The organism is Draconibacterium sp. IB214405 (assembly GCF_033963885.1).
Taxonomy (GTDB): Bacteria; Bacteroidota; Bacteroidia; order Bacteroidales; family Prolixibacteraceae; genus Draconibacterium.
Genome location: NZ_JAXBMA010000009.1, coordinates 1 through 24,337 on the forward strand (window position 1 = coordinate 1; position 24,337 = coordinate 24,337).

A 24,337-nucleotide genomic window follows, 5' to 3' on the forward strand; every position below is an offset into this window, starting at 1 on the left:
AAATTAAGAAAACCATCTCTTAATTTTTATACCAACGTGTCCAAATTAGGCTGAAGATTTACAATCCAAAGCTATCAATTTGAATTGTGTCTTTCTGGGCATAAATAGCTAAACTTAGCATTAGTAAACCCACCATTGATAGGATTTTTCGTTTCATTTTTTAGGGTTGTATTGTTAATAAATATTGATTTGACAAGAAGCATTTACTCACCTTGTGAGCATCATGCAGGGTTAATAAAGACTAATTCATTTCGTCTGACTGTTTTAGGTTTGTATGCAATCTCGGATGAAACTATTATTCTTTAGCCATTCAAAAAATGTATACTTTACGACATGATTGTTTCAGTTTATAAACAGTCATATATAATTTATGAAAAGAGTATTAAACTACTTCAACATGAAATTTTAACTGAATTTTTCATTTTATTTGGTTCATTTCATTGCCTACTTCGAATTAACTTTCTTTTATGACGCCAAATTGAACCAAAGAAAGCCAAAACACACTAACACAAGAATTTGCATTTGATTCCACATGGATAATTCTGTACCTTTAGTCATTGACATCAAGGCCTTAACTACAAAAATGCCAGTCAAATACAATTCAAAGATGAACTCAAATGGAAACAATAATTAAGAAATCAGGATTACTTTTTTTTCGATTCAACCGAAAACTACGATGGATCTTCAATATTAGAATATTACGCAACCACAATACAACGATCCTTTTCATCCTGATTATTTGTCTTCTACTTCTGTTATTTGGACTTTGGGGCATGGGATTTTCATTTATCCATGTTATCTTCTACTCTGCCATAAGCATAACAGTACTTTTCTTGACTTTACTTTTTATCGGATCACTGAATGAAGCTCGCAGATTATCAAAACAAGTACCATCCGGTTGTTTCCAATTTTTGAAAAGTAATCTGAACGGAATCCATCTGCCAGGCCTGGGATTCACAGAATCAGACCGGAAAAACTTAAACCTGGTATTAAACAACCTTCAACCCAAAAGCAAAATCGATTTTCGCCTAGTTTCCGATAACCGAATTGCGGCCGATTATAAAAAGCTATTCAGAATACTTCATTTACTTATTGATGGAGGAATTAAAGAGTTCAAAAAAGAACGAAAAGAAATGCTATTCAAATTCATTGAGTCAACGTTTACGTTAAACGGTTCAGAAGTAAAAAAGACGAGTTTGAACTCGCGGTTTTCAGAGTTTGTGAATGAAAATGAAACGGAATTTTTTGAAAATCTAAAGGAGTTTCAGAAAATACTTTTTCGATAGACGGTATTTCTCCCGTAATTAGTCCGTAATTCAAATTACCTTCTTGATTTACTGCCACATACAGTTACATATTTGCTGATGAAATTTTCACGCATCAAGCGTCATTAATCATTAAAAATATGTCACCTATGGAAAATCAAGCATTTATTTCCACGCAAGTACTGAACGAATTAAAACAAATCAAAACCCTACTGGCAGAGAACAAAACTGTTTTTAATGTTGAAGAACTGGCTCAGTACACCGGGCTATCCAAAAGCAAAATTTACAAACTGCTCAGTAAAAAGCTGATCCCCACCGGCACTAATGCCAACATCCGGCAAAAGTTCTTTTATAAAAAGGACATAGATCTCTGGCTAATGGGTATTTCCAGAGAAGAACTGGAAGCGGAGGAAGAATTCAACAACTCATTATCAAGGAACAGAAAAGCATAACCACAAATACATTTTGAAATGAGTAATATGCCGTATATCCGTGTTGGAACTTCCTATTTCAAAAAAGTTAAAGCTCCTACCCTTTCAGGAGATTTTAACGAAATTCTTGTGCCATGGAACATCGATACCATAAAACAGGATTTTGGAAAAACGTATGTTGCGGATATTCCGAAATATGATGGTTTTACCTGCATTCCCAATCATATCAATTTCAAACAAGTCTGCTCAGGATTCTACAACAAGTACTCACCTTTGAGTAACAAACCAAAGAAAGGATCAATTGAGGTTTCAACACTTTTTGTAAAACACATTTTCGGGAACCAATACGAACTGGGATTGGATTATTTGCAGTTGCTTTATCAAAAACCAGTGCATATTCTTCCGATTCTTTGCCTTGTGTCAAAGGAAAGGTCAACCGGGAAAAGTACTTTTCTGAAATGGCTCAAAGGAATTTTTGAAAATAACCTTACCTACCTGACAAACGATAGTTTCGGAAGCCAGTTTAATTCAGATTGGGCAAATAAACTTCTGATCTGTATTGATGAAGTTCTTTTTAATAAAGAAGAACTGACCGAGCGGATTAAATACCTCAGCACTACCAACCACAATAAAATGGAAGCCAAAGGGAAAGACAAAATTGAGGTAGAATTCTTTGGAAAGTTTATTCTATGCAGTAATAACGAAGATAATTTCATAAAAATCGATGCTGCCGAAGAACGTTTTTGGGTACGAAAGATTTCAAAGTTTGAAACTGAAGATACTGACCTATTAGATAAACTGGTTAAGGAGATTCCTGCCTTTCTTTTCTTTTTAAATAACAGGAACTTTTCATCTCCTCGAATTACCCGGATGTGGTTTACTCCTACTCAAATCAGAACCCGCGCTTTACAAAACCTTATCCGGCATAACAGAAGCCGGGTAGAGAAAGAACTGGCCAGTATTTTATTTATGGTAATGGAGAAGTATGATTTGGATGAAGTCGAGTTTTGTCCCCAGGATGCCATGTTTGCCGTCAACCAAACAAGGGTAAAAACTGACCTCACACAAATCCGACATTTGCTGAAAAAAGAATGGAAGCTTACTCCAAAATCCAATTCGCTGACCTACGAAAAGTTTGCCATCTGGAACCGGGGAGAGATAACACGGGAAACCGATACGGGGCGCTTTTACACCGTGAAAAAGGAATTTTTATTGGAAATTTTTGATGAATTGATGAATGAGTAAACTATGCTGTTGAAAATAAAAAGATTAACTGCTCATCAAAGTCTCATCAAACACTCATCAAAATAAAAAATGATGAGAACAGAAAAGAAATACAAAAAACAAAATGATGAAACGATGAGAAATTGATAAGACATAAGCAGCTGATTGAAAGACAAGTTAGCTAGCCTCTCATCAATTCATCAAAAAAATTAGAGAAATACTACTGATGAAAAATAACAAACTACAATGCGATACAGCCCGTGAAATTCCGATAACAGAATTTCTGAAAAGATCCGGATACTCACCGGTAAAAGAAAACCAACATTCAGCCTGGTACCTTAGTCCAATCCGAAAGGAAAATGAAGCCTCATTCAAGGTTTCCAAGGTTCTTAACCGCTGGTACGATCATGGTCTTGGAAAAGGAGGAAATATTATTGACCTAGTAATTGAAATGAAGAACAACTGCAGCATTAGTGAAGCACTGGCAATCTTGGCTAAAAACATTCCATCTTTCTCTTTTCAACAGCAGCATAATTTGGTTGCGCTAGCGCCTGAACCTGAAATCCAGATCGATAAGATCCTCCCCATTCGGCACCCGGCTCTGATCAAATATTTATCGGAAAGAAAAATTGACGTAAAAACTGCAAGCGGTTTTGCCAGCCAGGTTCATTATTCGACTAATCAAAAGCGATACTTTGCAATAGGCCTGGAAAATGTTTCGGGAGGCTGGGAACTTCGAAATCCGTATTATAAAAATGCTGCAGCACCAAAAGACTTTTCCTATTTCACTACAGGGAAACAATTGTTGAGTGTTACCGAAGGCATGTTTGATTTTTTTAGTTTGCTAATGCTTTATCCTGGCTTACCACACCAATCAGATTTTTTGGTATTGAATTCTGTTTCGTTTATCAACCGCATCCATAAGATTGCCCAGACTTATCCCAAAGTTGGTCTTTATCTGGATAATGATTCAGCGGGTAAAAAAGCGACCAAACAGTTATTGGCCGATCTAACGAACAGTGTCGATATGTCGGCCATTTATAAAAACGAAAAAGATCTGAATCAGCGGTTGATAGCCCGAAGCCAACGTCTGCGGAGGTCTCCGTGGTAAGCCATGTCGAGAGGTGCCCAGGTTGCACCATGGGCATCTCTCGCTTTGCTCCCAGGCTCGCAAAGGGGCGCACAGCGCAGGTAAAATTTACAATTTTAAAGTTTAAATAGCATGAGAGTTCGCACAAAATATATCTCGTTTAGAGTTAGCAATATCGAAAAAAGAGCCATCACAATGGCTGCACAGGAATGTGGATTAGGTACCAGTGAATTTGCCCGACGGGCATCACTGAACATGAAAGTAACCTTACGGTTTTCGCCCGAAGAATTGGAGGTGTACAATAACCTGCACACCTACCATCGCAACTTTACAGCCATCGGCAACCTGGTAAGAAGCAAACATTTTAATAAGAACGAAACCATTCTCCGGGAATTGGAAGAAGTGATTAAGCTGATTAAAATCCACCTTGGAAAGTTTGAACAATGATCGGCAAGGCAAAAAGCATCTCACATACAGTTAATGCCGTCAATTACGCCATGAAAAAGCCCGGAGCCAAGGAGATCAGCCGGAATAAAGTTGCAGGAGAAACACCCAGGGAAATTGCATCGGAGTTCAGGATCTTTCAGAACCTGAATTCCAAATGCCAGAAGAATACCTTTTCAATGGTGCTAAGTCCATCCATTCCTGACGGTGATAAACTTAGTAACTCGGATTTTGCAAAACTGGCCGGAGACTTTCTGAAGCGAATGAAATTGGACGATCATCCGTTTGTTTCTTTTCTGCATACCAATGAGAAACACAAGCACCTGCATATTTTCGTCAACCGTATTGATTTTGACGGGAAAGCGTACAAGGACCACTTTATCAGCAAAAAGGCGCAGCGTATTGCTGAAAGTGTGGCTAAAGAATGGGGATTTACTACCGCCAAAGAAATTCAACAACAAAAAGAGCAACGACTGAGCAACTACGTTAAAGAAGCCCACCAACGGGTATTAACCGTAATGCCCCGAGATATTAATGATTATGCCCAATTGATGGAAGAGTATGGAATCCAAACGCACAGGAGAATTGCCTCCGATGGAAAAGTTGTTGGGTTGAAATTCCAGATTGGAGAGGAAACCATAAAAGGCAGTAGTGTTGGCCGGGAGTTTAGTGCTGCCAATCTGCAAAAACTGATTCTGCAAAATTATGAAATGATGTACCGTGCTGAACGAGAAAAACAAAGAAAACGAGAACAACAAAACCGTCCTTCAAGGGATTTTGGAATAAGCTTATAATACCATGAGAAAAAATTTATCGCAACAAAAATTACTGGAGATTTTAACCTCCGAAATTGAAACACTCAAACAAACCACAGAGAATATAAATGAGATTGCTCCTGAAATTGACAGGCAATTACATGCTCTTAAAACAACCAAATTAAAGTATGATATAAACACCGATAAGCTGGAGCAGCTTCTGGAGGATCATAAACGGAAGTTGGAAAAGAGTGTTGTTATCCCGAGGTGGTTTTTGTGGTTGATTGCAGCAATAATGATTTGGTTCATCTTTCAAATACTGTTTAAATTTATTTGAATCCCGATTTAACAAGAGAGATGTAGTAAGGATAGAATATTTTTTTTTAAAATCGCCAGCTATAACTTATAGCCGGTAAAAAGGGTAAAAAACTGCTCTTGTATAGTTCGGTTGTATAATCGCCGCGCCACGGTTTTCGTTGTTTATAGAAATAGTAATAAGGGTTTTTGCGGTTGTAAACATTATAAATGCCAATGGTTAAAGTGCGCTCCACTCCGTAACTTTCCCGGGTTCTTGTAAAACCAATGTCGAGGCGGTGATAGTCCTGCATTTTAAACGAATTCTTCCTTCCGTAGTATTCGCCATATTCATCAAACTGGTAATAGTTATTCGAGCCATTCGGGATATCATTCATTTCAATGGTATTCATTTTACCCAAAGCCAGTGTAATGGGGTAGCCCGAACCATAAACCCAGGTACTCGAAAAATTCCATTCTTCGTTTATCGGCACACTTACCACCACGCTTAAATCGTGTCGGCGATCGTATTTAAATGGGTAGGTTTCGCCGAAGTTAATTTCGTCAAATTGCCGGTCTGATTTTGCCAGTGTATAACTCACCCAGCCGGTTATTTTTCCGGTTTTCTTGCGGGCAAAAAATTCTATTCCTTTCGAGGTGCCTGTTCCGTTAATGGCAACACGTTCCTGCCAGTCGGTTGCATTTCCCTGGAAAACTTCTCCTTCTTTAAAAGTAACCAGGTTGTTTAGTTTTTTATAGTAGGCTTCAATTCCGGCCTCAAATTTTGAGGTGTTTTTTTCAATACCAATGGCGAATTGTCGCGAGCCGCTTGGCGGAACTTTTTCGGTTGCCGGAACCCAGAAATCGGTTTCGAAACCTGCTGTTGGATTCGAGAGCATATTAACATACTGGTGCATTTGTGTGTACGATGCTTTTACCGAAGTTGACGGGGTGATGGGAATACCCAGTGACAGACGCGGTTCGGCATAAAAGTAATTTTTGCCATCAACCAAAAAATGACTGAGCCGCGCACCGAGATTAAAATTCAGATGTTTGAAAGAGAATATGTTTTCTATATAAGCCTGGCTTTCGAATGCATGCAGCGAAGTACTTCCGTAGGTGCTGTCGATGTATGTTTCGCCTTCGTTTATGTTGCTAGCTGTTGTTTTTCCCGGCATGAAAAAGTGAAAAGTGGCACCGGCACCGGCCAGCATTTTATAGGCATTTCCCGGCTGAAATTCAACATCGTTGTTAACAGCCCAATCGTAAATACGACTTTTAAATGCCGAATTGTACTTTGTATTGTCCGCTTTGTTCTTGAACAAATCCTTGTCAATAAACCGGTACTTGGTAAACGACACTTTTGTATTATTGCTCAGGCCCGGCTTAAAGGTGTGGTTAAGCCGTGCAACAGCAAGCAGGTTCCCCCATTTTACCTTTTGTTTCGCTTTTTCACCAGTTCCTAATATTTTCTCTCTATAGCTAAATACCAGCTTGTCGTCGCCGGAATAAAGGCTTAAAAACAGTTTGTCTTTTTCTGATAATTGCAGTGTTGCTTTAGCGTTTACGTCGTAAAAGCTATAGCCGAACGAAGCCTTGTCGAAAGCAGCGAAAGAAAATGGGCGTGTGAGAAAATCGAGCCACATGCGCCGAACGGAAATGAAATAAGAACCTTTGCCTTGTTGCAATGGCCCCTGCATATTAAAACGACCCGAAATAGTCCCGATGCTTATAAATGTTTCACTTTTGTTTTTATCGCCTTCCTTCATTTGCACATCCAGAACCGACGACAGACGGCCACCGTAACGAGCAGGGAAACCACCTTTGTACAATTTGAAATTATTAACGGCCTCGGGATCGAAAATCGATGAGAAGCCGCCAAGATGATTGACATAATACAAAGGCGATCCATCCAGTAAAATAAGGTTTTGTCCCGGGCCTCCGCCCCGAACATGTAAACCGGTTTTTCCTTCACTACCGCCTTGCACACCCGGCAATAGCTGGTAGGTACGAAGCAGGTCGACCTCGCCCCCAAGTGCAGGCAATTTTTTCAATTCCTGCACCGGAATTTCGGTAAGATTAACTCCCATTCGTTTCTCAGAAAACAGGGGTGCTTTTACGGTTACTTCATCAATTTCAACGCCCGGTTCAAGATAAAAATACTGCGGTGCTGTATTCTTCAGGTTAATTTGTACTTGCCTGGTTTTATACCCGATGTATCGTAATGTAAGCATGTTTTGTGTTGCATCGGCAAGGCGCAACGAAAAATAACCGGTGTTATTGGTTGAGGTTCCGGTGCTGGTTCCGCTAATTGAAATGGTGGCTCCAATCAACGGCTCGTTGTTGGTTTTGTCCTTGATATAGCCGTGAACAATTACCTGTGACTTAGCTGCGATAAACGAACAAACAAACAGTATGGTGAGTAGTGTTTTCAAATGGTTTTATTCTGAGAGGTTTAAATAGTAAATATCGCGCTGATACCCGGCGAAGATTCCTTGCCCGCCTGAAATATTGGAATAAAGCGTAACCGGAGAATAGGGTTTAAAAGGATCTTCGTATGAGTAGGGCTCGTGTTTTAAAAGGCGCTTTTGATATTGGAAGAAATGTTCTGTTCCTGTTTTTAAAACTAAGGCAAACTTATCTCCTGGTTCGTAATAGGATACACATTTTACCGCAACTTTATAGTTCTGATTTTCAAACAAACCATCATTAAAAACAAAGTACGTTTTATAATCATTTGGAGATATTCCTTCAGCCAGTATTACCGGATCATTTGTAAAAAGCTCGACGGAATACCAATATTTTTCGTAAGTATCATATTTAATTCCCTGGTGTTCTAAATTTATGGAATAATAATTCGGGGTTTCTGCTTTGTCGGTAAATGATGCGGTAAACTGGTCGTAATAATCACCTTCATTATCTTTCCCTGCTTCATATTTCCCCATGCCGCTATCAATACTAACTTTTTTTGGTAGGGAGTCACTAGCTGTTGCTGTTGGATAACCGGGTACTTCTACTTTTATAGAATACATATTACCGTATGTTGGGGTAATCGATTTTCGGGTATAAATTCCATTTTCAGTGTGTTTTAAGGTGCCTTTCAAAATGTCATTTTCATAAATCGAGACTGTGGCATCTTCAAGATTTCTATCTGACAAATCGGGGTAAGTAGCCAGGCGACTAACATTCACGACAAAAGGCTGGCTTTCGGTAAAAAAACAATTTACCACCAGTTCGTGCGGTGTTTCTTCCACATCCAGATCAACCACCTCAATGCATGCCGAAAACAAACCGATCAAAAGAATAAGAAAGTAGATTTTTTTCATTCAAAACGGTATTTAATTCCTATAGCGAAAGTGGTTTTCATAACTTCCCCAAAAACAAATTCAGTATTTATCCCGAGGTTTTTGTAAACATAGCATTCTACTCCTGGAGCATACAGAAATCTATGGTTATTGCCATTTTCTTCAAACAGAAACATAAACCTGACGCTGTTGTATATTATAAGGTTATTTTTCATCCATTCATTGTGTGTAATCCAAGGTAATAAATTGAGTTTAAACCCTGCACTTATGCGTTTGGAAGGTTTAGAAGTATGGGATGTCCAATCAATTTTCCCCACACGTTCTAACATTAGTTCGGTGGAAGAGAAGTTGGAAAAACGGTATTCAGCACTTAGACGAGGATAACTGTAGTTGTTGTAAGCGTTCATGCTATGATGTACAAGGTGGATACCTAAATTCCATTTTTTAGGAAACTCAGGTTCGGTTTGTGCAATACTCAATAATGGAATTAAGGTTAAAAAAAGTATGATATTCTTTCTCATAATTGTATATTTAATATCCCCGAGTTGCCCCCGAGGATATATTTTATCTTGAATAAATCAGTATTGATGACATTCAATCATGTTTCTGTCGGTATAGATGGGGCCTGTGGAAAAGAATTTCCATGAATATAACATATCTAAACGAAAACCAACTAGTCTTCTTACATTATCCCATAGTGTTTTTTTTAGTTGATTCTCTGAATAGAATCCATACGAATAATCTGCTATATTGTTTTGCTTTCCATCTCTTTTGTAAAAACAATTTGTAGTGATACCAGAAGGTACCATACCCGATATGGGGGAATCAATTGTTTCATGTTTTATATAAGTTAAAGTCATTGCCGTAATTTTAGAAACTAATGAATTGTAAATTCCATATTTGTTATAGTCTACTGACGTTTCAATCCCTCCATCTAATACATGTATAGAATTTTCTTGACCACAATAACCTGCAACACTTTTTAAGTTTTCACCTTTTAAAATCGCAAAAACGTTGTCATCATAGTTAAATTCTTTCATCGAATTAATATCTACACTTTTTAAGTCGTAGTCGTTGCCAATAAACAGAGCTTCGACTTTTTCTTCATCATGATTTAATGTGAAAAGATAATGCTCAATAATGATTTGCATTTGTGGATTTAATAAGGTGGCAAATTTTTCATCTTCGATCGGACATGTTTGCATCACGCTATTTGACAAAGCTTGAAGTGAACTAAAACCAACTCCTTTTTCAAAAAGCTGGTAGTCTTTGACTTCTAAAGTTCCCAAAAAGTCAAGACATTTTTGGTAGTCCTCTTCAGTTTCAAATACCATAATATTATTCTCAACCGAGAATGCAATGGTGTCTAATCCTGCAAACAAGGAATTTTTTGTTGTTTCCTGATCTACAGATGGATCAATAAATTCTTCACTTTTTTCACAAGCATTAAAAATGCTTAAACATGCTACAGCCATAGCAAACAAAACTAATTTTTTCATTTCTTTGTAAAGTTTTGTGGAAAGGGGAGTTGCTGCTCCCCGTTCCGGTTTATAAAACAAGTTGTGTAACCCGGTTCTTTTAAAGGGCTGGGTTACTTTTGCCCTTGGGTTTATATTGTTTTAATTGTCGTTCTTGTTGTAATTACATTATTACGCGTGTAATAAATATCACATCTAAACATTTTAACAAAAACACCTCTGTGTTTTTGTTTTCCCCTCACTTACTTTATACTGTCCTTGTCCTGAAAATTTGTGTCGATGAACAGGGGGCCTGAATCAACATAACTAATATATAATTATTTGTCCTTTCTCTCATTGAAAATATGTTAAAAATAAAATGGGAGAACAATTTAAAATTATTCTAGATAGAGATGTTTTTAAAAAGTTCAATGAGATGTGAAATTAAGTTGATATATGTCATACAGTGGTAGAAGTACAATCTCTCTTATAAAAGACATACATTTGTGGAGAGGAAACCATAAAAGGCAGTAGTGTTGGCCGGGAGTTTAGTGCTGCCAACCTACAAAAACAAGTTCTTAAGAATTTTGAAGCCATGTACTATGCTGAACAGGAAAGGCGTAAACGACAAAGGATAATACCAACGAAGAATCCACGAATGAGATTTTAATACCAAGAGAAAAAATTTATCGCAACAAAAATTACTGGAGATTTTAACCTCCGAAATTGAAACATTGAAGCAAACCACTGAGAATATAAATGAGATTGCTCCTGAAATTGACAGGCAATTACAGATTCTTAAAACAACCAAATTGCAATATCATATTAACACCGATAAGCTGGAGCAGCTCTTGGAAGATCATAAGCGGAAATTAGATAAGAGTGTTGTTATTCCGAGGTGGTTTTTATGGTTGATTGCAGCTATCATGATTTGGCTCATCTTTCAAATACCTTTTAAATTTATTTGAAGATATTCATATAGCAGTATTTATTGACAAATTTCAACAAATTGATTTAGTCAATAATTGCTATATATCGTGTATCGATTTAAATCTTCAACTAAGCGCAGAACAAAATATAAAACTACTCTTACAAGGTTTATCGATACGAAATGTTGAAAATCAATTAAAAAAGAGTAAGTTATCCCACACATCAACAGTGACGGAATCAACAGAAAAAGCTCCGAATACTCCCAATTCGTTGCTCATATTGCTGTATACTTTCATGGGTTCGGCATAAATATCCCCTTCTATAATCTCATATTGATATTTTGATTTGTAGCTTTCAAATAACTCTTTAGATATGCTTCGTAAGTAAACTTTTATAAATTCCGTACCCCTGTACCTTGGGAACTGGTTCCAGGCAAGAGAAGGAGTATAGTCCTCTCTTTCTATTTTAAACTGAAGAGCATACTGTCTTCCGGAGAAAAGCTTGTCGGGAAATACACGGGGTTTATGAATTGAAATATCAAATGGCTCTTTAATTGAGCTTTGGTTATTAGGCAAGTAAGCAAAAACCGGATCTTCGATTGGAAACACCTGCTTTCTTGCGCCTCTTAAAGTATCAATATAAAACCTGTCGAGTGTATCTTTATAGTGCGTCGGATTTTCATAGTAGATGCTGTCTTTCAGATTGGTATCAATATAATAGGTATGATTTTGCAAAGCGGTCATATAGTAGTTTTCGGTATCCGAAGGGTCGGTAAAATACAAGGTAAAAAGGTAATATTCTTTTTCTCCTTCTGTAATTAACCTTTTGCTCAGACTGTCAATGCTGACCCTATCCGGAACCGTGCATATCCCAGAGGTTGCAGTATAGCCTTCTGCATTAACTATTAGTTCGTATTCCGAGCCGATAGTAATATTGGCCTCAGTATTCTCGAAATATTGATTAAGTATTTCTCCATCACTATACGTTCTGATTACCTGTTTAAATGAGCCGATCTTTTCTCCGTCCGACAACAATTCAAGTTCAACATTAGAAGGTAAAGGAAAGGAATCTCTTAGACTAGAATAAAGCGGATACGTTCTGTCAACATAAATCTGTGTTGGCTGATCGGGAGATACATAGCCAAATACGACGAGTTGATCCTCCTGAACGGGGAAAGGCTCATCTGATTGCTCAATATTAACCTGGTCAAAAATCTCGGTACAACCCAGAAGGGTGAAAAGTATTAGCGTTATTATAGATAGTTGTTTTCTCATAGCTTCAAAATTGATATTTGTAACCAATTGAGGGAATAATTGGATAAAGAGATGCTTCGTAAATCGTTTGATACAAGTATCCCATGTTAATAATGTTTTTTCTGGAGTAAACATTGTAAATGGAAAAGGACCAATGGTGTATTCCTTTTTTCGCTTTTTTATGATAGTTCAGAGCCATATCCAGACGATGATAAGCCGGTATCCGATAATTGTTCTTGTTGTCGTAAAATTCGTAGTTCCCTAACCCGGAGTTATAGCGATCTCCAAAAAAGTCGGCCGATCCTACCTGGTAAGTTGGCAACGAATAGGGATTGCCGGTATAGTACACCCAGTTAAGGCCTGCATCCCATTTTTTACTAAACTTTTGATTTAATACCACGGAAAATTCATGTCGCCTGTCGTAATTTGAATAATACGTATTGCCATTGTTTATATTGTCGAATTTCCGTTTCGCCCAGGAAAGGGTGTATCCCATCCATCCGGTGGTTTTTCCTTCTTTTTTCTGAAGAAAAAGTTCTCCTCCATAAGCCCATCCTTTTCCTGTTTCCACCTTATCTTCCCAGTCTCGTTTTGCACCGTAAAGACTTGATCCTTCCTGGTATTCTAAAAGGTTATTCATTTCTTTAAAATAAGTCTCCAGGCTTAGGGTTATTTCTTTGTTGAGCGCGAAACTCGTACCGGCAGCCCACTGTTTGGCAGTTTCCACAGGTAAATTCTCTGTGGCAGGGATCCAAAGGTCGGTTGGTAATTCCATGAGCGAAGAACTAAGTAAATGAAAAAACTGGCTGTTTTCAGAATACGAAGCTTTAAGCGACCAACTATCCATTAGCCTGATGTTCATTGCCAATCGGGGGCTTATAAAAGTTTCTGTTATTTGATTCGATGAAATATGAGTCATTCGCACTCCAAGGTTGAGTTTTAAAAAGCTAAATACTTGCCAGTCATCTTCAAGGTATGCCGTAGTTTCGTACAGGGCTGTTTCAGGCGGACCAACAGTGGTGTCTGCTATAGCTGTTTGTTGAGAACCTCCTGTGCCGGCTGCATACTCCCGATCAACTAAAGATGTAATGCCGGGGCTAAAATAATGGCGGGTTATGCCCATCCCAAACCGAATTCTATGTGCAGGATTCAGGTAATAGTCCAAATCGGTTTTTATGCCCACATCCCTGATTCCCGAACGATACTCTAACTCATCTCCGAAGCTGTCTCCCGCTCCTGTTGATTTAAATTCCCGTTCTCCGTAATTACCAAGGTAAAAATCGCTAAGAATAAGTGTTGTGTTGCTAAATAATTTTGGTGAGAAGATATAATTCCACCTTAGAGATCCTGTATAATTGCCCCAATCATAACCATAGGATGTTTTAAGCTTGTAGGGATTGTTGTTTATTTCAATGTCCTGCGGCTCCGACTTGGAATACTCCTTATCTTTTCCGTAGTAAAAGCTGAGGTATAATCGGCTTTTATCCGAAAATTTACGGTTTATTTTGGCATTGAAGTCTCCAAAATAGTAGGCGCCAACATCATCGCCAGATATCCATTGATAAGGAACTGCAAAGAAATCGAGAAGAGTTCTTCGGCCTGAAATACAAAAAGTGGTTTTACTGTCCAAAGGTCCGTCCAAGGCGAATTCTCCGGCAACCAGACTAATTCCTGCTTCTCCTTTTAGTTTTTCGGTGTTGCCCTCCCGCAGGTTGATTTCCATTACTGAAGACAGTCGCCCCCCATAACGAGCAGGAAAACTTCCTTTGATAATATTGGCCGACTGAATGGCATTGTCGTTAAAAACCGATACCAATCCTAACAAGTGAGATACATTGTAAACCGGTACCCCGTCCAACAATATCAGGTTTTGATCCGGATTTCCCCCGCGCACCGACATGCCGGAAAAACCTTCGCGGGTGTTTTTTACTCCCGGCATCAATTGAAAGGTTTTAATCACATCCTTTTCGCCGAAAAGTGCAGGGGTATTCTGAATTTCCGATAGATTCAATTCCATCCGTCCCATCTGAGTACTGTTCAGCTCCTCCTGTAAAGATCTGCTTTTTACAACTACCTCCTCAAGCTCGTTGGCTGTATACATTTTGAAGTTTAAGACAGTGTCCTGACTGAGTAGAAATTCCAATTCCTGATCCTGGTAACCTACGTAGGAAACAATCAGTTTAACTTTCCCTTGTTTTTGAGTAATACTATAATAGCCATAGTTATTGGCAACCACTCCCTTTTTTATTTCAGGAAGATAGACACTGGCGTTTAGTAAACGTTCGCCCGTTTCTCCATCTTCCACAAAACCTGATATTGTGATGGTTTGGGCACCACATAAAATTGAAATTCCAAGAAATAGGATTTGTAAAAGGATGGTTTTTTTCATCTTTTGAAAATATTAAATAGAAAGGGAGATGTACCCTTCAAAGTAGTTAGAACCATAGGATACATCTCCAAAATAATTTTTAGTTAATATAGAAAGTTTTATGGTGTAACTGCTTTCGTTTTAAGGAAAAGATCTCCGGCAATATTGATGGTATAATCAGTCGGGTGCCAATAGTAAATTGTTCCCTCACCAATATCGGTATCGGGTTCTTTTGTTTTTAATGTGATTTCACCAGCACCTTGAATACTAATATTCGAGTTATCAGTTACTTTGATAGCTTCATTTAGATTAAAGGTGATATTTAAGTCTCCGGCAAACCATCCAGCACCATCATGCTCATATACCTCCACATTGATAACACTTTTATAGAATTCCTGATCCCAGGCATTTATAATAAGAGGGAATTCCATATTCTTATATGTTGATTTGTTTGCCGTTTGATCTACGGAATAATAAGCTGACTCATAATTAATTGTAACTTCTTCCCTCCCACTAACAATTTCAGGATCATCATCTGAAGGACTTTCTTTCATTGCGACAGTAAGTACAAATTCTGGCTGGCCGTCAGTCCATTGTTCATAGGAATGATGATTTCTGAGTTCCATTTCCTCAATTTGTAAAAACTGACCTGCTGTGCGATAAGGGTTGTAAACAACATCATAAAGTGGAGTAGATTGGCCTAGATCATTATAACCAACTATCTTATATCTATATTTTCCACCTTCGGTAAGATTTGCATTGTCGACAAAATCCCTACCATATCGATCTGTTGAACCAATATATTGCCATGTTTGTGATTGATCGATTGGTAAACGATATAATTTATATCCCGTTTGTTGGGTATTAGTATTATCTGTCCAGTACATTTGAATTTGATCAGAAGCTTCTCCTTCGCACTGGAATGTAGTTACAGGGCCTGGAGCAAATTCGCCAATCGTAACCCCTATGGTGGAAGATATTGGACCTGTTACAATTTCCCCCGTAGATATATTCTCTCGTTCAATATAGCCGGAATAATAGTAAGTAACTCCCGGTTGTAAGCTGGTGCTATTATCAACATAGCTACTCGTGCCATCCATAACAAACATGGATGTTATAGGTTGGCCGTTCCGAAGTATATAAATCTTATCTATATAGTCATAGCCTGAATTATAATACCACTCCAGATAAACTCCTACCTGAGTGCTTTCCCCTGTTGTAAAAGATGGAGGTAAAGGAATCGGAGTATCGTCACCTGGTTCTATAATCAGAAATGGATATATATCCTGAACAGTTTTGGTACTGGCACTTTTTAATGATTTATCGTTTCTCAGCTCTTTTAAGCGTTGTTTTATATAAGTTGTTTCAATGTTTCCTTCTTTGTCGCTTCTTTCGTTTAGACTGACAACAATTACTGGAGTATTGGGAACTTTTGTTGCGTCAAATTGAATAATTTTCCCCTGCTCATCATAAGCTTCAATAATGTTATTACCTACGTAATTTGAAGAGGTTTTAAATGCAACCGGTGGTTGGAAGCTCACTGGATCCCAGTTTTCCATACCTACTGGCACGGAGATTTGAAGCTGCATAAATTCATTGGAAAAAGATTCCAAATCGTTGTTTTTTCCATCTCCGAAGTTTTCTGAAAGGAGATTGAATATTTCCTTTTTATTGGTGGGATGTGGTTTACTCTTGAAATATTTCCAAAGAATATCAAAATCACCATCTACCCTATTTTCTGCCTCTTCTTTAATATATTTTCTAAATTCTTCGTCTTTCAGAGCTTTAGACAATGCCTTTGCAAATTTCTTTATGTTCTTATCATATTCCTCTTTTTTTGATATATCGCCACTCTTTAATGAAATACTATCATCGACACCGTGATCGATAAGTTCCTCACTTTTTTCGCAGGCATAAAAAATGCCTAATCCCGCTATAATTATAGCAAGCAAAAATAATTTTTTCATACGTTTGTAAAGTTTTGTGGAGCAAGGACGTACAACTTCTTACTCCGGGTTTATAAAATAAATTCAACCCGGCACCTGAAATGCCGGGTTACTTTTTTAGATAATCCGATTTGAGGTGTTTGTTTAGTTACAAACCTATTTCAAATGTACCGTACATGAACTTTCCATCAGAGTTAACGAAACGAATCTCATAGATGCCGCTATCCCAATCTGAAACATCGATTGATAAACTCTGTTGCGTTTGAGTGTTGACGTTGTTTTCATAAATACACTCTCCAACTTGATTAGTGACTTCAAGATGGATATTCCCAATATTGTACAAAAATTCAACATTCAGACTGGTCGAACCAATTGTTGCATAAATTGGCTCCTTAAATAGAGATCTGCTTGATGCTTCAGGAAGAGTACCATACAGAATAACTTCCTTATTTATATCACTAGGATATAATAAGTTTAAATTTGAAGAATGACCAGTGCCTGTACTAAATAATACAAATACAATAAGAGAAATTAGAGCCAAATTTTTCATGTGAATTTATTTTAGGATTTGTTCACACAAACCTATTGGAGAAAATATCCTTACACAAGTAAAAAATTGAGATATAAAGTATTTTTAATAAAGCCACAACTTTATTCCTCTGATTATAAACATATTAAATAGGAGCCAATTTGCGGGAAATAAAGTTTATTTTATTACGCTCATTCATAGAAAAAAGTGATTCTTAACTTAATTGTCCGGTTTCAATTAAGAAATCACGAATATTACCTCGACTTTCTATATTGAGTTTTTTTCGAATAGTGCTCTTTTTTACTTCAACCGTATTTAGCCTGTAATTTAACACAAGAGCTATTTCTGTATTGTTAAAGTCTACAAATATTAAACAGCAAACACGAAACTCGGAATCATCAAGTTGCGGAAACGTGATTTTTAGCTGATCTAAAAAACCATTGCTTGTATTATTTAGTGCATTGTAAATAATATTCCAGTCCAGTTCTTTTTGACCGTAAACCACATCGTTAAATTTGCGCAGCAAATTCTTTCCTGTTCGTTTTTCATCTTCTTTCAGATAGCCCTCCAGCAAGGCTGCTTTCTTTAAAACGTCGAAATGCCGAATCAATACATTGCGGTACGAATTTTCTTTTTTGTTAAAACTCCGTGCCATTTCCTGCATCCGGTAAATTTTTCGCTCGGCATCCTTTAGTTTTCGTTCTTTCAAAACCGACCATCGTAATACGAGAAGAATAAGAAGTGCCAATACCAAAAGCAATGTTAACGACAGCAACAAAATGCGTTGTTTGTCGATTAAAAGTTGCTTATTCTGGTTCTCAATCAGTTGGAAATTGTATTTTGCTTCAATGTCGAGTACTGCCCTATTCTTATTTTCGTCGAAAATTGCTGTTAAGTAATCACTATAAAGTATGTATTTGTCAAGTGCTTCCCGGTAGTTGCCTTTATTTTCCTCAATAGTCGACCATTTGTTATAGATAGTTGCAGCAACGTAATTGTTCTCTTTATGAGTTAGATAGTTCTGTGCTTTTTGTAAATACACAATTGCTGAATCGTTTTTGTCTTGCTGTTGATATATACCTGCTAAGTTTACAGCCAGCTTTGCACTATTTAGTGAATCTGTCGAGTACTTGGTGGATTCTTTAAAATACTTTTCGGCCAGCTCCCAGTTCCCAATCTCGCGGTAGGCTACTCCTAATGCTTGCCTGAGTGCAGACTGTAGGTTTTCTATTTTGTGCTTATCAGCCAAGGCAAGTGCCTCGTTGTATTGAGCAAAGGCACTATCTTTTTTGTCCATCATCAATAAACAGCTGCCTATTGAATTACTTTCACTTATTTCGTTTTTATAATTTTGTGCTTGATGAAAATAATCTTTTGCTAATTTAAAATGAGTTATCGCTTTTTCTTTAAGTAGTTGGTCATAGTAAATCCTTCCAATAGCACTTTCACACAAACCCTTTAAATTAAAGTTATTGCTATGCGCTAAAAGCTGATTGGTATCGAAAAACAGTTGTAAGGCTGGTTCATAATCTTGTCGCTCCTGGTACACTCTACCGGAATAGTATGTTGCCAGTGCCGCTTTTTCTATATTGTTTTTATCGGCATAATAATTGCGAATTGTAAAAACCAACGAATCGGCGGTAATATCCTCATAGTTTTTGTATTTGGCCTGTATTTGCACAAGAAAATATTCGTAATACAATGATTTTTGCAGCGATTGCGGATTGGCAATTTCGTTAAGTATTACCAGGGCACTGTCGGGGTGAGTTTCTAACAAGACTTCGGCTCTTTCAAGAATTGGCTCTACCTTTTTATCCTGGAACCGACAGGAAACTCCGAGAAACAATATACAGGTAAATATGAAAATTGTTATTAGCCTTTTATTCATGTGATTAAGGTTTTTTTCAAATATAGAAAACGATTGGCAAATAGAAAATTATTTAAAGTTTGTTTGGGATCTAAGGCCGATTGTACTTGTCAATAAAAAATACAAACAGAACTATTGTATTTTGTGTATATCAAATACTTTCTACTATGGATTGGCAATAAAAGGCACCAACCCCTCTCACAAAATACTTACATTTTCGAAAAACAAGCCCTCCGGGTTTTCAAAAGCTTCCGACATAAAGCCATTCATTCCAAAACCGGAAGAGTTAATTGCCGCCTACACATAGAGCCAATTTCAAAAAGACTTAACCTCGTATACTTCGGTTAAAACTTTTTGAAATCCCACATCAACACATCCGCTTTTTCCATTCATTAATTATTTCTTTTCCTTTTGAAAATTTTCCGAAAATGTTGCTGGAGGTGTTTACGGGGTTGAACTGAGATTTGGTGTGTTTAATCTAAAGAAAAGATAATTTTTATTTGTTGGAACACTGGTTCTGCATCGATAGCCCCCATGCCCATTTGTTTAAAAATTGCATTGTCGGGCAATTCTTTGGAAATTGAGTTAACGAATGCCTTAAGATCGCTTTTTATTCCGGCCGGTAATTCAACCTTGTGCTCTGCTGGCAGAAGTACAGCCAATCGAAATATATCTGTTTTGTGTTTTCTGATATTCCGACCGTCAATTTTTTCACCCTCCAGTTTTCGTTGCGATAAATCCAGAAATGCTTTTGCTTTTAAGCAAATTAAAGCTTCTGTTCCTGCAAAGTGAGCACCTTCCTCCTTCTTGCTATTATCGATGGTGAACTTATAATATTCGTTATCCATCAAAATTGCTGAAAGACTTGACAAATCATCATCAACAGGAATAGGAGTTAACTGAGGCTCGCCGTCCAGATCCATTAAATCGGGAATCTTAGAAAAGAGTTCAATTTGAAGAGGGAAACCAACAGTTTTTGGCTTAATAAAACGATAGTATTTTCTTTCATCTTCACTTTTTTCTCTCCGTTCATAGTCACCATCATTGATGAATCCCCAAAACTTTTGAACGAATTCTTTAGATAAAGCTTCGACGATTAATATTATATCGATGTCTTTAGTAGCTCTGGCTTCAAATCCGGCATTGTCAATAATTACATCGCATGCCGTACCTCCGATAATTATATAATTTTCAGAATAGTCTTTAAAATACTCTTTGAATATTTCCAGCCCTCTAACCATAAATATATTTCTCTTTTATTTGTTCCAATGCCATTTCAATCCTTTCGTCGGTAGTGTTTTTCAGTGTCAAATGTAAAGATAAGGGGTCAACTACTAACTCAGGAAAAACGGCAGTATCAGTTAAGAGCCCTGGATTATATTTCCAAACTTCTAAGCAATAGTTTCCTTCTGTAGGATTTGCATTTGAAAGTAGGTTTTGCTTGTTTAGTCTATTGTATTCAGTTCTTCCTATTGCCACGTAGCTTTGTCGGCTCGGATTCATATCTGAGTACTCAGGTAGGGCAGATGTGTTGCAGTCCCATGTTTTTATCCCTGGAGGTAATGAATCGATATAAACACGTTTAAACACCGGATAATTCCAGAAGTTATTTTCTTCAATTTTTTCCCAGAGCTTTACTTTTTCGTAATTAAATTGAACGAATTTTTCTTTTTCACCAGCAATTGTAATTAGGCCAAGTGCCTGAAGATTGTCGACAGCTTTACTAATTGCCATTGGAGAATAATCCAGCATTAAAGCTATTTCTTTAAAAGGCTTTTGTTCTATATCCCAAAAATCACTTAATCCTAAAATCTGGTACAGTACTATAACTTGTGCCGATGGTATTAATTTCTGTTTTTCTTTAACGGGACTTTCTTTTGTGTCGCCGTCTTTTAAATCAACCAACATTTCGGGCAGAAAAAGCTGTTTCCCTGGCACGATAAAATTCACTTTCTTTTTTGTCAACCTGCTGCGGTTATATGACACCACACGGTTAAGTATAAGAACTACAGTTTTATTGAATAGTTTCTTTAGATTGCTTAACTGTTTCACGGTTTGGGCAATTGATATGTTCTCTTCATCAACAAGTTGTACCAATACCAATTCTACTCCTAAAAGTCTGGTTGTATAAATCCTATACATTTGGCTTACATACATCGGAAGTTTCGACATCTCGTATTCTGGCAATCGGTTCACAACAATTGTTTCACCGAGGACTTCCTTTATATATTCCAGAAGAGTTTTCATGATAAACTTGTTTTTTTGCACAATAAACCTACTAAGTTTATTGTGCAAATATAGGTTTATTATATTAATAATCAAACAATAATGCATTTACTGGCTGAAAAACCCGTATGCTCATTAAACTCAACATAACCAAGCTGGCAGGTAAGTAGTTTTGTCTTTCCAACCGTAAAATCAGAACTATTCTGATGATGGTGCCCAAATATCCAGAAATCGATATCTGAATCCGCTATTAAATCATGTAACTCAACAGCGAAAGCCGCATTTAAGCTACTGCCTTTATATTTTTCGGGATAATTCAGCATTGTAGGAACATGATGAGTTACCACTATGGTTTGCTCGCAATTGTTTTTAGCTAATTCTTGCTTTAGGGAACTCAAACAGGCGTTGTGTATTTGATTATAATCATCAGGGGCGAATACACGACCTTTGTTTTTTATCACCCTGAAATCGGATAATTGTTGCTGTATCGCAAATTGATTAACACCCGACAAAGCAGTCCACAGAGTTGTAAAAATTAATCTCACTCCATCGTGTACAAATGAAGTGTTGTTAACCAAAAGAACATTGCTGCGTATTTTTTCAACGAACTTTCCCGAACGTTCTTCTATCTCGGAATAATAATATTCATGATTGCCCGGCACCCAATATGTGTAACGAAAATTAGATGATACATAATCCCAGAAATCATCGTGCTCATTCATAACCTTAAAAGGCACAATGTCGCCAGCCAATATAAGAATATCTCCACCTGGCGTTATTGGGTTCTCCAACAAATACTTTTTATTCTCTGGAAATTCCAAATGTAAATCTGAGCAATATTGTATTTTCACGTGATTAGAATTGTTTATTTTCAGTGGTAACAGATGGAACTCGCATTTTAACTACTTTCTTTTATGCGAAGTACTTCCATGCTTGTTTCATCGCTGTAAAAGTATTCTAATTTTTACAATAATACCTCCATTGCTTCATCAACCAATGTATTGTCTAACTCTTTCAAATAAGCTTGAGTAATAGCCAAATTCTGATGCCCCAAAGATTCACTAATAATATCGGTTGCTATGCCTTTTTGTTTTAGACAGTTGGCATAACTATGCCGTGCTACATAGCTTGACAGTGGTTTTGTAATTTCACATACTTCACCAATCTCCTTCAACCTATTATTATATCTTTTCAGCATTTTTCTTTTGCGGTTTTCCAAATGAGAAAAGGTCATTTTATCCTGAAGCAAAATTGGGAACACATATTTAGTCCCACGATTTTGTGCTCTGTAGTAATCAATAATTTTTTGGGCAGGAGGAAGTATTTTAATCTGAAACTTACTTTTTGTCTTTGAACGGACGTAGTATATTCGATCATCTACAATATCATTCCATTCCAAAGTCATCATATCGGCAAAATTCATCCCTCGTGTGAAAAAGCTAAATACAAAATAGTTTCGATAATCGATTAATGTTGGATGTTCGCTTAGATCAAAACCGGCAATTTTATGAATGTCTTCTATACTTATAGCCCTCTTTACTCCATTTGATTTATGTTTTGAAACTTTATAAACACGGAACGGATAAAGATTATCCTTTACTAATCCGCGCCTTATTGCCGTATTAAAAAGAGCACGAATACATCTCATTTTTACACCTATACCGCCACCCGTTCCACCACGCGAGCGCAACCAAACTTCATACTTTTCCAAAAATTCAGGAGTAATTTGAAAGAAAGTTAACTCCTTGCCATTTCTGAACCTTTTTATAGAGGTCAGGACCTCGGCATGCACCCTTGCGTTGCCAGTTCTACCGGCCAGCCTCTGTTCTGCAATTATTTCTTCCCAAAACGGGTACAACAATTTGCTGTTTGGATTGGTTTCTAAACGCAAAGCACCCTCTACTTCTTCCAGTGTATAATACCCTTTTTCTTGCTCCAATTCGGTAATCACACTTGTGGCTCTGTCCATGAACTTAAACAGTAACCTGTTTTTATGTAGGTGGTTGGTCGCTTTTACTGTAAACATGCCTTGGTTAGCGTCCCACTCATTCTCAAAAGAGGTATACGGAGTACGGAAAAATATCGACTTCCGATTCATGGTAATTCTTAAAAAAATGGGGTACTTACCCGTAAGTAATTTCTTCTTTCTTAAAACAGTCTTAATACTAATCATTTCATCAAATTAGGGTACAACATAGGTACAACAAATGGTCAAATAAAGGTAAATAAATACCATTTGGTCTCAAAACAAAAATCATCTAAATAGCTGATTTTCTTACATATACAGACAAATGAAATTTGATGAAAAAGAAATTTTTCCCGCTCATAATCAGGGAGTCCCTGGTTCAAGCCCAGGTGGGCCCACCCAATTGGGGATTTTGTTAAAAATAACAGAATCCCTTTTTTTATGACCATTCAAATCCCTTGATATCTCTGGGATTATAGAAAAAAATCCATTTATTCTGGTGGTTCGATATTGGTCTTTTTCTCGATTATAGACAATTCCTTCAGGAAACAACAATTTTTGGAATATACGCTTTCCGTATAAATCTGAATTATCCCACAATTCCAAGGGATTCAGGCATATCCTAACAGTAAAATCGATCACCTTTTTCAGGTTCGATGAATAACTACCTGTCTTGCTTAATTCTTGCTCAATTTCGAAATGTTCTTTTTCATATTTTGGCCTGAACCGCTCATATAAGTCACGATGGATTTCACCGATCACAAAACGTTCGTCCATTGTTTCCATCTTCCGTTCTATTTCCCTTAAACGACTCTTTAAAGTCTTTGCTTCTTCTGTGGCAGATTTAAAGAAGCCGGCCAATTGTTCTTCAAGCTGAACTCTGATAAGAACCATTTCCTCCTGCCCTATCTGAAAATTCTTAAGTGTTTAACGTCAGAACCTATTGGACAAATTTTTCTATAAACTTAAGAGATACTTTTTACATTT

Annotated in this window: 21 protein-coding genes; 7 read left to right on the forward strand and 14 right to left on the reverse strand. The window is 37.2% G+C overall.

Annotated elements, in window-relative coordinates; all coding sequences use genetic code 11:
- Nucleotides 1-911: 911 nt before the first annotated feature.
- The 7 genes from SLH46_RS21035 (at nucleotide 912) to SLH46_RS21065 (ending at nucleotide 5,546) form a co-directional block, all read left to right on the forward strand.
- Nucleotides 912-1,286, forward strand: coding sequence for a hypothetical protein (locus SLH46_RS21035; RefSeq protein WP_320283198.1), 375 nt, complete (start codon nucleotides 912-914; stop codon nucleotides 1,284-1,286).
- Nucleotides 1,287-1,414: 128 nt separating this feature from the next.
- Nucleotides 1,415-1,717, forward strand: coding sequence for a helix-turn-helix transcriptional regulator (locus SLH46_RS21040; protein ID WP_297100144.1), 303 nt, complete (start codon nucleotides 1,415-1,417; stop codon nucleotides 1,715-1,717).
- Between the two features lie 18 nt (nucleotides 1,718-1,735).
- On the forward strand, nucleotides 1,736-2,941 hold the full coding sequence (locus SLH46_RS21045) for a primase-helicase family protein (RefSeq protein WP_320283199.1): 1,206 nt from the start codon (nucleotides 1,736-1,738) through the stop codon (nucleotides 2,939-2,941).
- A gap of 205 nt (nucleotides 2,942-3,146) precedes the next feature.
- Nucleotides 3,147-4,031, forward strand: a complete 885-nt coding sequence (locus tag SLH46_RS21050) for a toprim domain-containing protein (RefSeq protein WP_320283200.1) — start codon at nucleotides 3,147-3,149, stop codon at nucleotides 4,029-4,031.
- A gap of 111 nt (nucleotides 4,032-4,142) precedes the next feature.
- Nucleotides 4,143-4,457 carry a plasmid mobilization protein gene (locus SLH46_RS21055; RefSeq protein WP_320283201.1) on the forward strand — a complete coding sequence of 105 codons (315 nt, stop codon included), beginning with the start codon at nucleotides 4,143-4,145 and terminating at the stop codon, nucleotides 4,455-4,457.
- Nucleotides 4,454-5,248 (forward strand): relaxase/mobilization nuclease domain-containing protein, encoded by a 795-nt coding sequence (locus SLH46_RS21060; RefSeq protein ID WP_320283202.1) that lies wholly within the window; start codon nucleotides 4,454-4,456, stop codon nucleotides 5,246-5,248. Before SLH46_RS21055 ends, SLH46_RS21060 begins: the two co-directional genes overlap by 4 nt.
- A gap of 4 nt (nucleotides 5,249-5,252) precedes the next feature.
- Nucleotides 5,253-5,546 (forward strand): hypothetical protein, encoded by a 294-nt coding sequence (locus SLH46_RS21065; RefSeq protein ID WP_320283203.1) that lies wholly within the window; start codon nucleotides 5,253-5,255, stop codon nucleotides 5,544-5,546.
- A gap of 46 nt (nucleotides 5,547-5,592) precedes the next feature.
- On the opposite strand, the gene SLH46_RS21070 is transcribed toward SLH46_RS21065, so the two are convergent.
- The 14 genes from SLH46_RS21070 to SLH46_RS21135 all read right to left on the reverse strand — a co-directional run bounded on the left by SLH46_RS21070 (nucleotide 5,593) and on the right by SLH46_RS21135 (nucleotide 24,244).
- Nucleotides 5,593-7,938 (reverse strand): TonB-dependent receptor, encoded by a 2,346-nt coding sequence (locus SLH46_RS21070; protein WP_320283204.1) that lies wholly within the window; start codon nucleotides 7,936-7,938, stop codon nucleotides 5,593-5,595.
- 6 nt (nucleotides 7,939-7,944) lie between these two features.
- Nucleotides 7,945-8,829, reverse strand: coding sequence for a DUF4249 domain-containing protein (locus SLH46_RS21075; RefSeq protein WP_320283205.1), 885 nt, complete (start codon nucleotides 8,827-8,829; stop codon nucleotides 7,945-7,947).
- Entirely contained in the window at nucleotides 8,826-9,329 is a 504-nt protein-coding gene (locus SLH46_RS21080; RefSeq protein ID WP_320283206.1) for a hypothetical protein, read from the reverse strand. Before SLH46_RS21080 ends, SLH46_RS21075 begins: the two co-directional genes overlap by 4 nt.
- 57 nt (nucleotides 9,330-9,386) lie before the next feature.
- Nucleotides 9,387-10,307 (reverse strand): hypothetical protein, encoded by a 921-nt coding sequence (locus SLH46_RS21085; RefSeq protein WP_320283207.1) that lies wholly within the window; start codon nucleotides 10,305-10,307, stop codon nucleotides 9,387-9,389.
- A 1,079-nt stretch (nucleotides 10,308-11,386) separates the two neighbouring features.
- Entirely contained in the window at nucleotides 11,387-12,469 is a 1,083-nt protein-coding gene (locus SLH46_RS21090; RefSeq protein WP_320283208.1) for a DUF4249 domain-containing protein, read from the reverse strand.
- A gap of 4 nt (nucleotides 12,470-12,473) precedes the next feature.
- Nucleotides 12,474-14,837: a TonB-dependent receptor gene (locus SLH46_RS21095; protein WP_320283209.1), complete on the reverse strand. Its 2,364-nt coding sequence runs from the start codon at nucleotides 14,835-14,837 to the stop codon at nucleotides 12,474-12,476.
- Nucleotides 14,838-14,935: 98 nt separating this feature from the next.
- The gene (locus SLH46_RS21100; protein ID WP_320283210.1) at nucleotides 14,936-16,783 is read right to left on the reverse strand and encodes a DUF3103 family protein; all 1,848 of its coding nucleotides are present in this window, start codon (nucleotides 16,781-16,783) and stop codon (nucleotides 14,936-14,938) included.
- 127 nt (nucleotides 16,784-16,910) lie between these two features.
- Nucleotides 16,911-17,312, reverse strand: coding sequence for a DUF3244 domain-containing protein (locus SLH46_RS21105; RefSeq protein WP_320283211.1), 402 nt, complete (start codon nucleotides 17,310-17,312; stop codon nucleotides 16,911-16,913).
- Between the two features lie 193 nt (nucleotides 17,313-17,505).
- Nucleotides 17,506-19,179 (reverse strand): tetratricopeptide repeat protein, encoded by a 1,674-nt coding sequence (locus SLH46_RS21110; RefSeq protein ID WP_320283212.1) that lies wholly within the window; start codon nucleotides 19,177-19,179, stop codon nucleotides 17,506-17,508.
- A 452-nt stretch (nucleotides 19,180-19,631) separates the two neighbouring features.
- The gene (locus tag SLH46_RS21115; RefSeq protein ID WP_320283213.1) at nucleotides 19,632-20,399 is read right to left on the reverse strand and encodes a hypothetical protein; all 768 of its coding nucleotides are present in this window, start codon (nucleotides 20,397-20,399) and stop codon (nucleotides 19,632-19,634) included.
- Nucleotides 20,392-21,426 (reverse strand): hypothetical protein, encoded by a 1,035-nt coding sequence (locus SLH46_RS21120; protein WP_320283214.1) that lies wholly within the window; start codon nucleotides 21,424-21,426, stop codon nucleotides 20,392-20,394. The genes SLH46_RS21115 and SLH46_RS21120 overlap by 8 nt, the downstream gene beginning before the upstream one ends.
- Nucleotides 21,427-21,476: 50 nt before the next feature.
- On the reverse strand, nucleotides 21,477-22,235 hold the full coding sequence (locus SLH46_RS21125) for a metallophosphoesterase (protein ID WP_320283215.1): 759 nt from the start codon (nucleotides 22,233-22,235) through the stop codon (nucleotides 21,477-21,479).
- Between the two features lie 113 nt (nucleotides 22,236-22,348).
- Nucleotides 22,349-23,557 (reverse strand): site-specific integrase, encoded by a 1,209-nt coding sequence (locus SLH46_RS21130; protein WP_320283216.1) that lies wholly within the window; start codon nucleotides 23,555-23,557, stop codon nucleotides 22,349-22,351.
- A gap of 156 nt (nucleotides 23,558-23,713) precedes the next feature.
- Nucleotides 23,714-24,244: a hypothetical protein gene (locus SLH46_RS21135; RefSeq protein WP_320283217.1), complete on the reverse strand. Its 531-nt coding sequence runs from the start codon at nucleotides 24,242-24,244 to the stop codon at nucleotides 23,714-23,716.
- Between the last annotated feature and the right edge of the window lie 93 nt (nucleotides 24,245-24,337).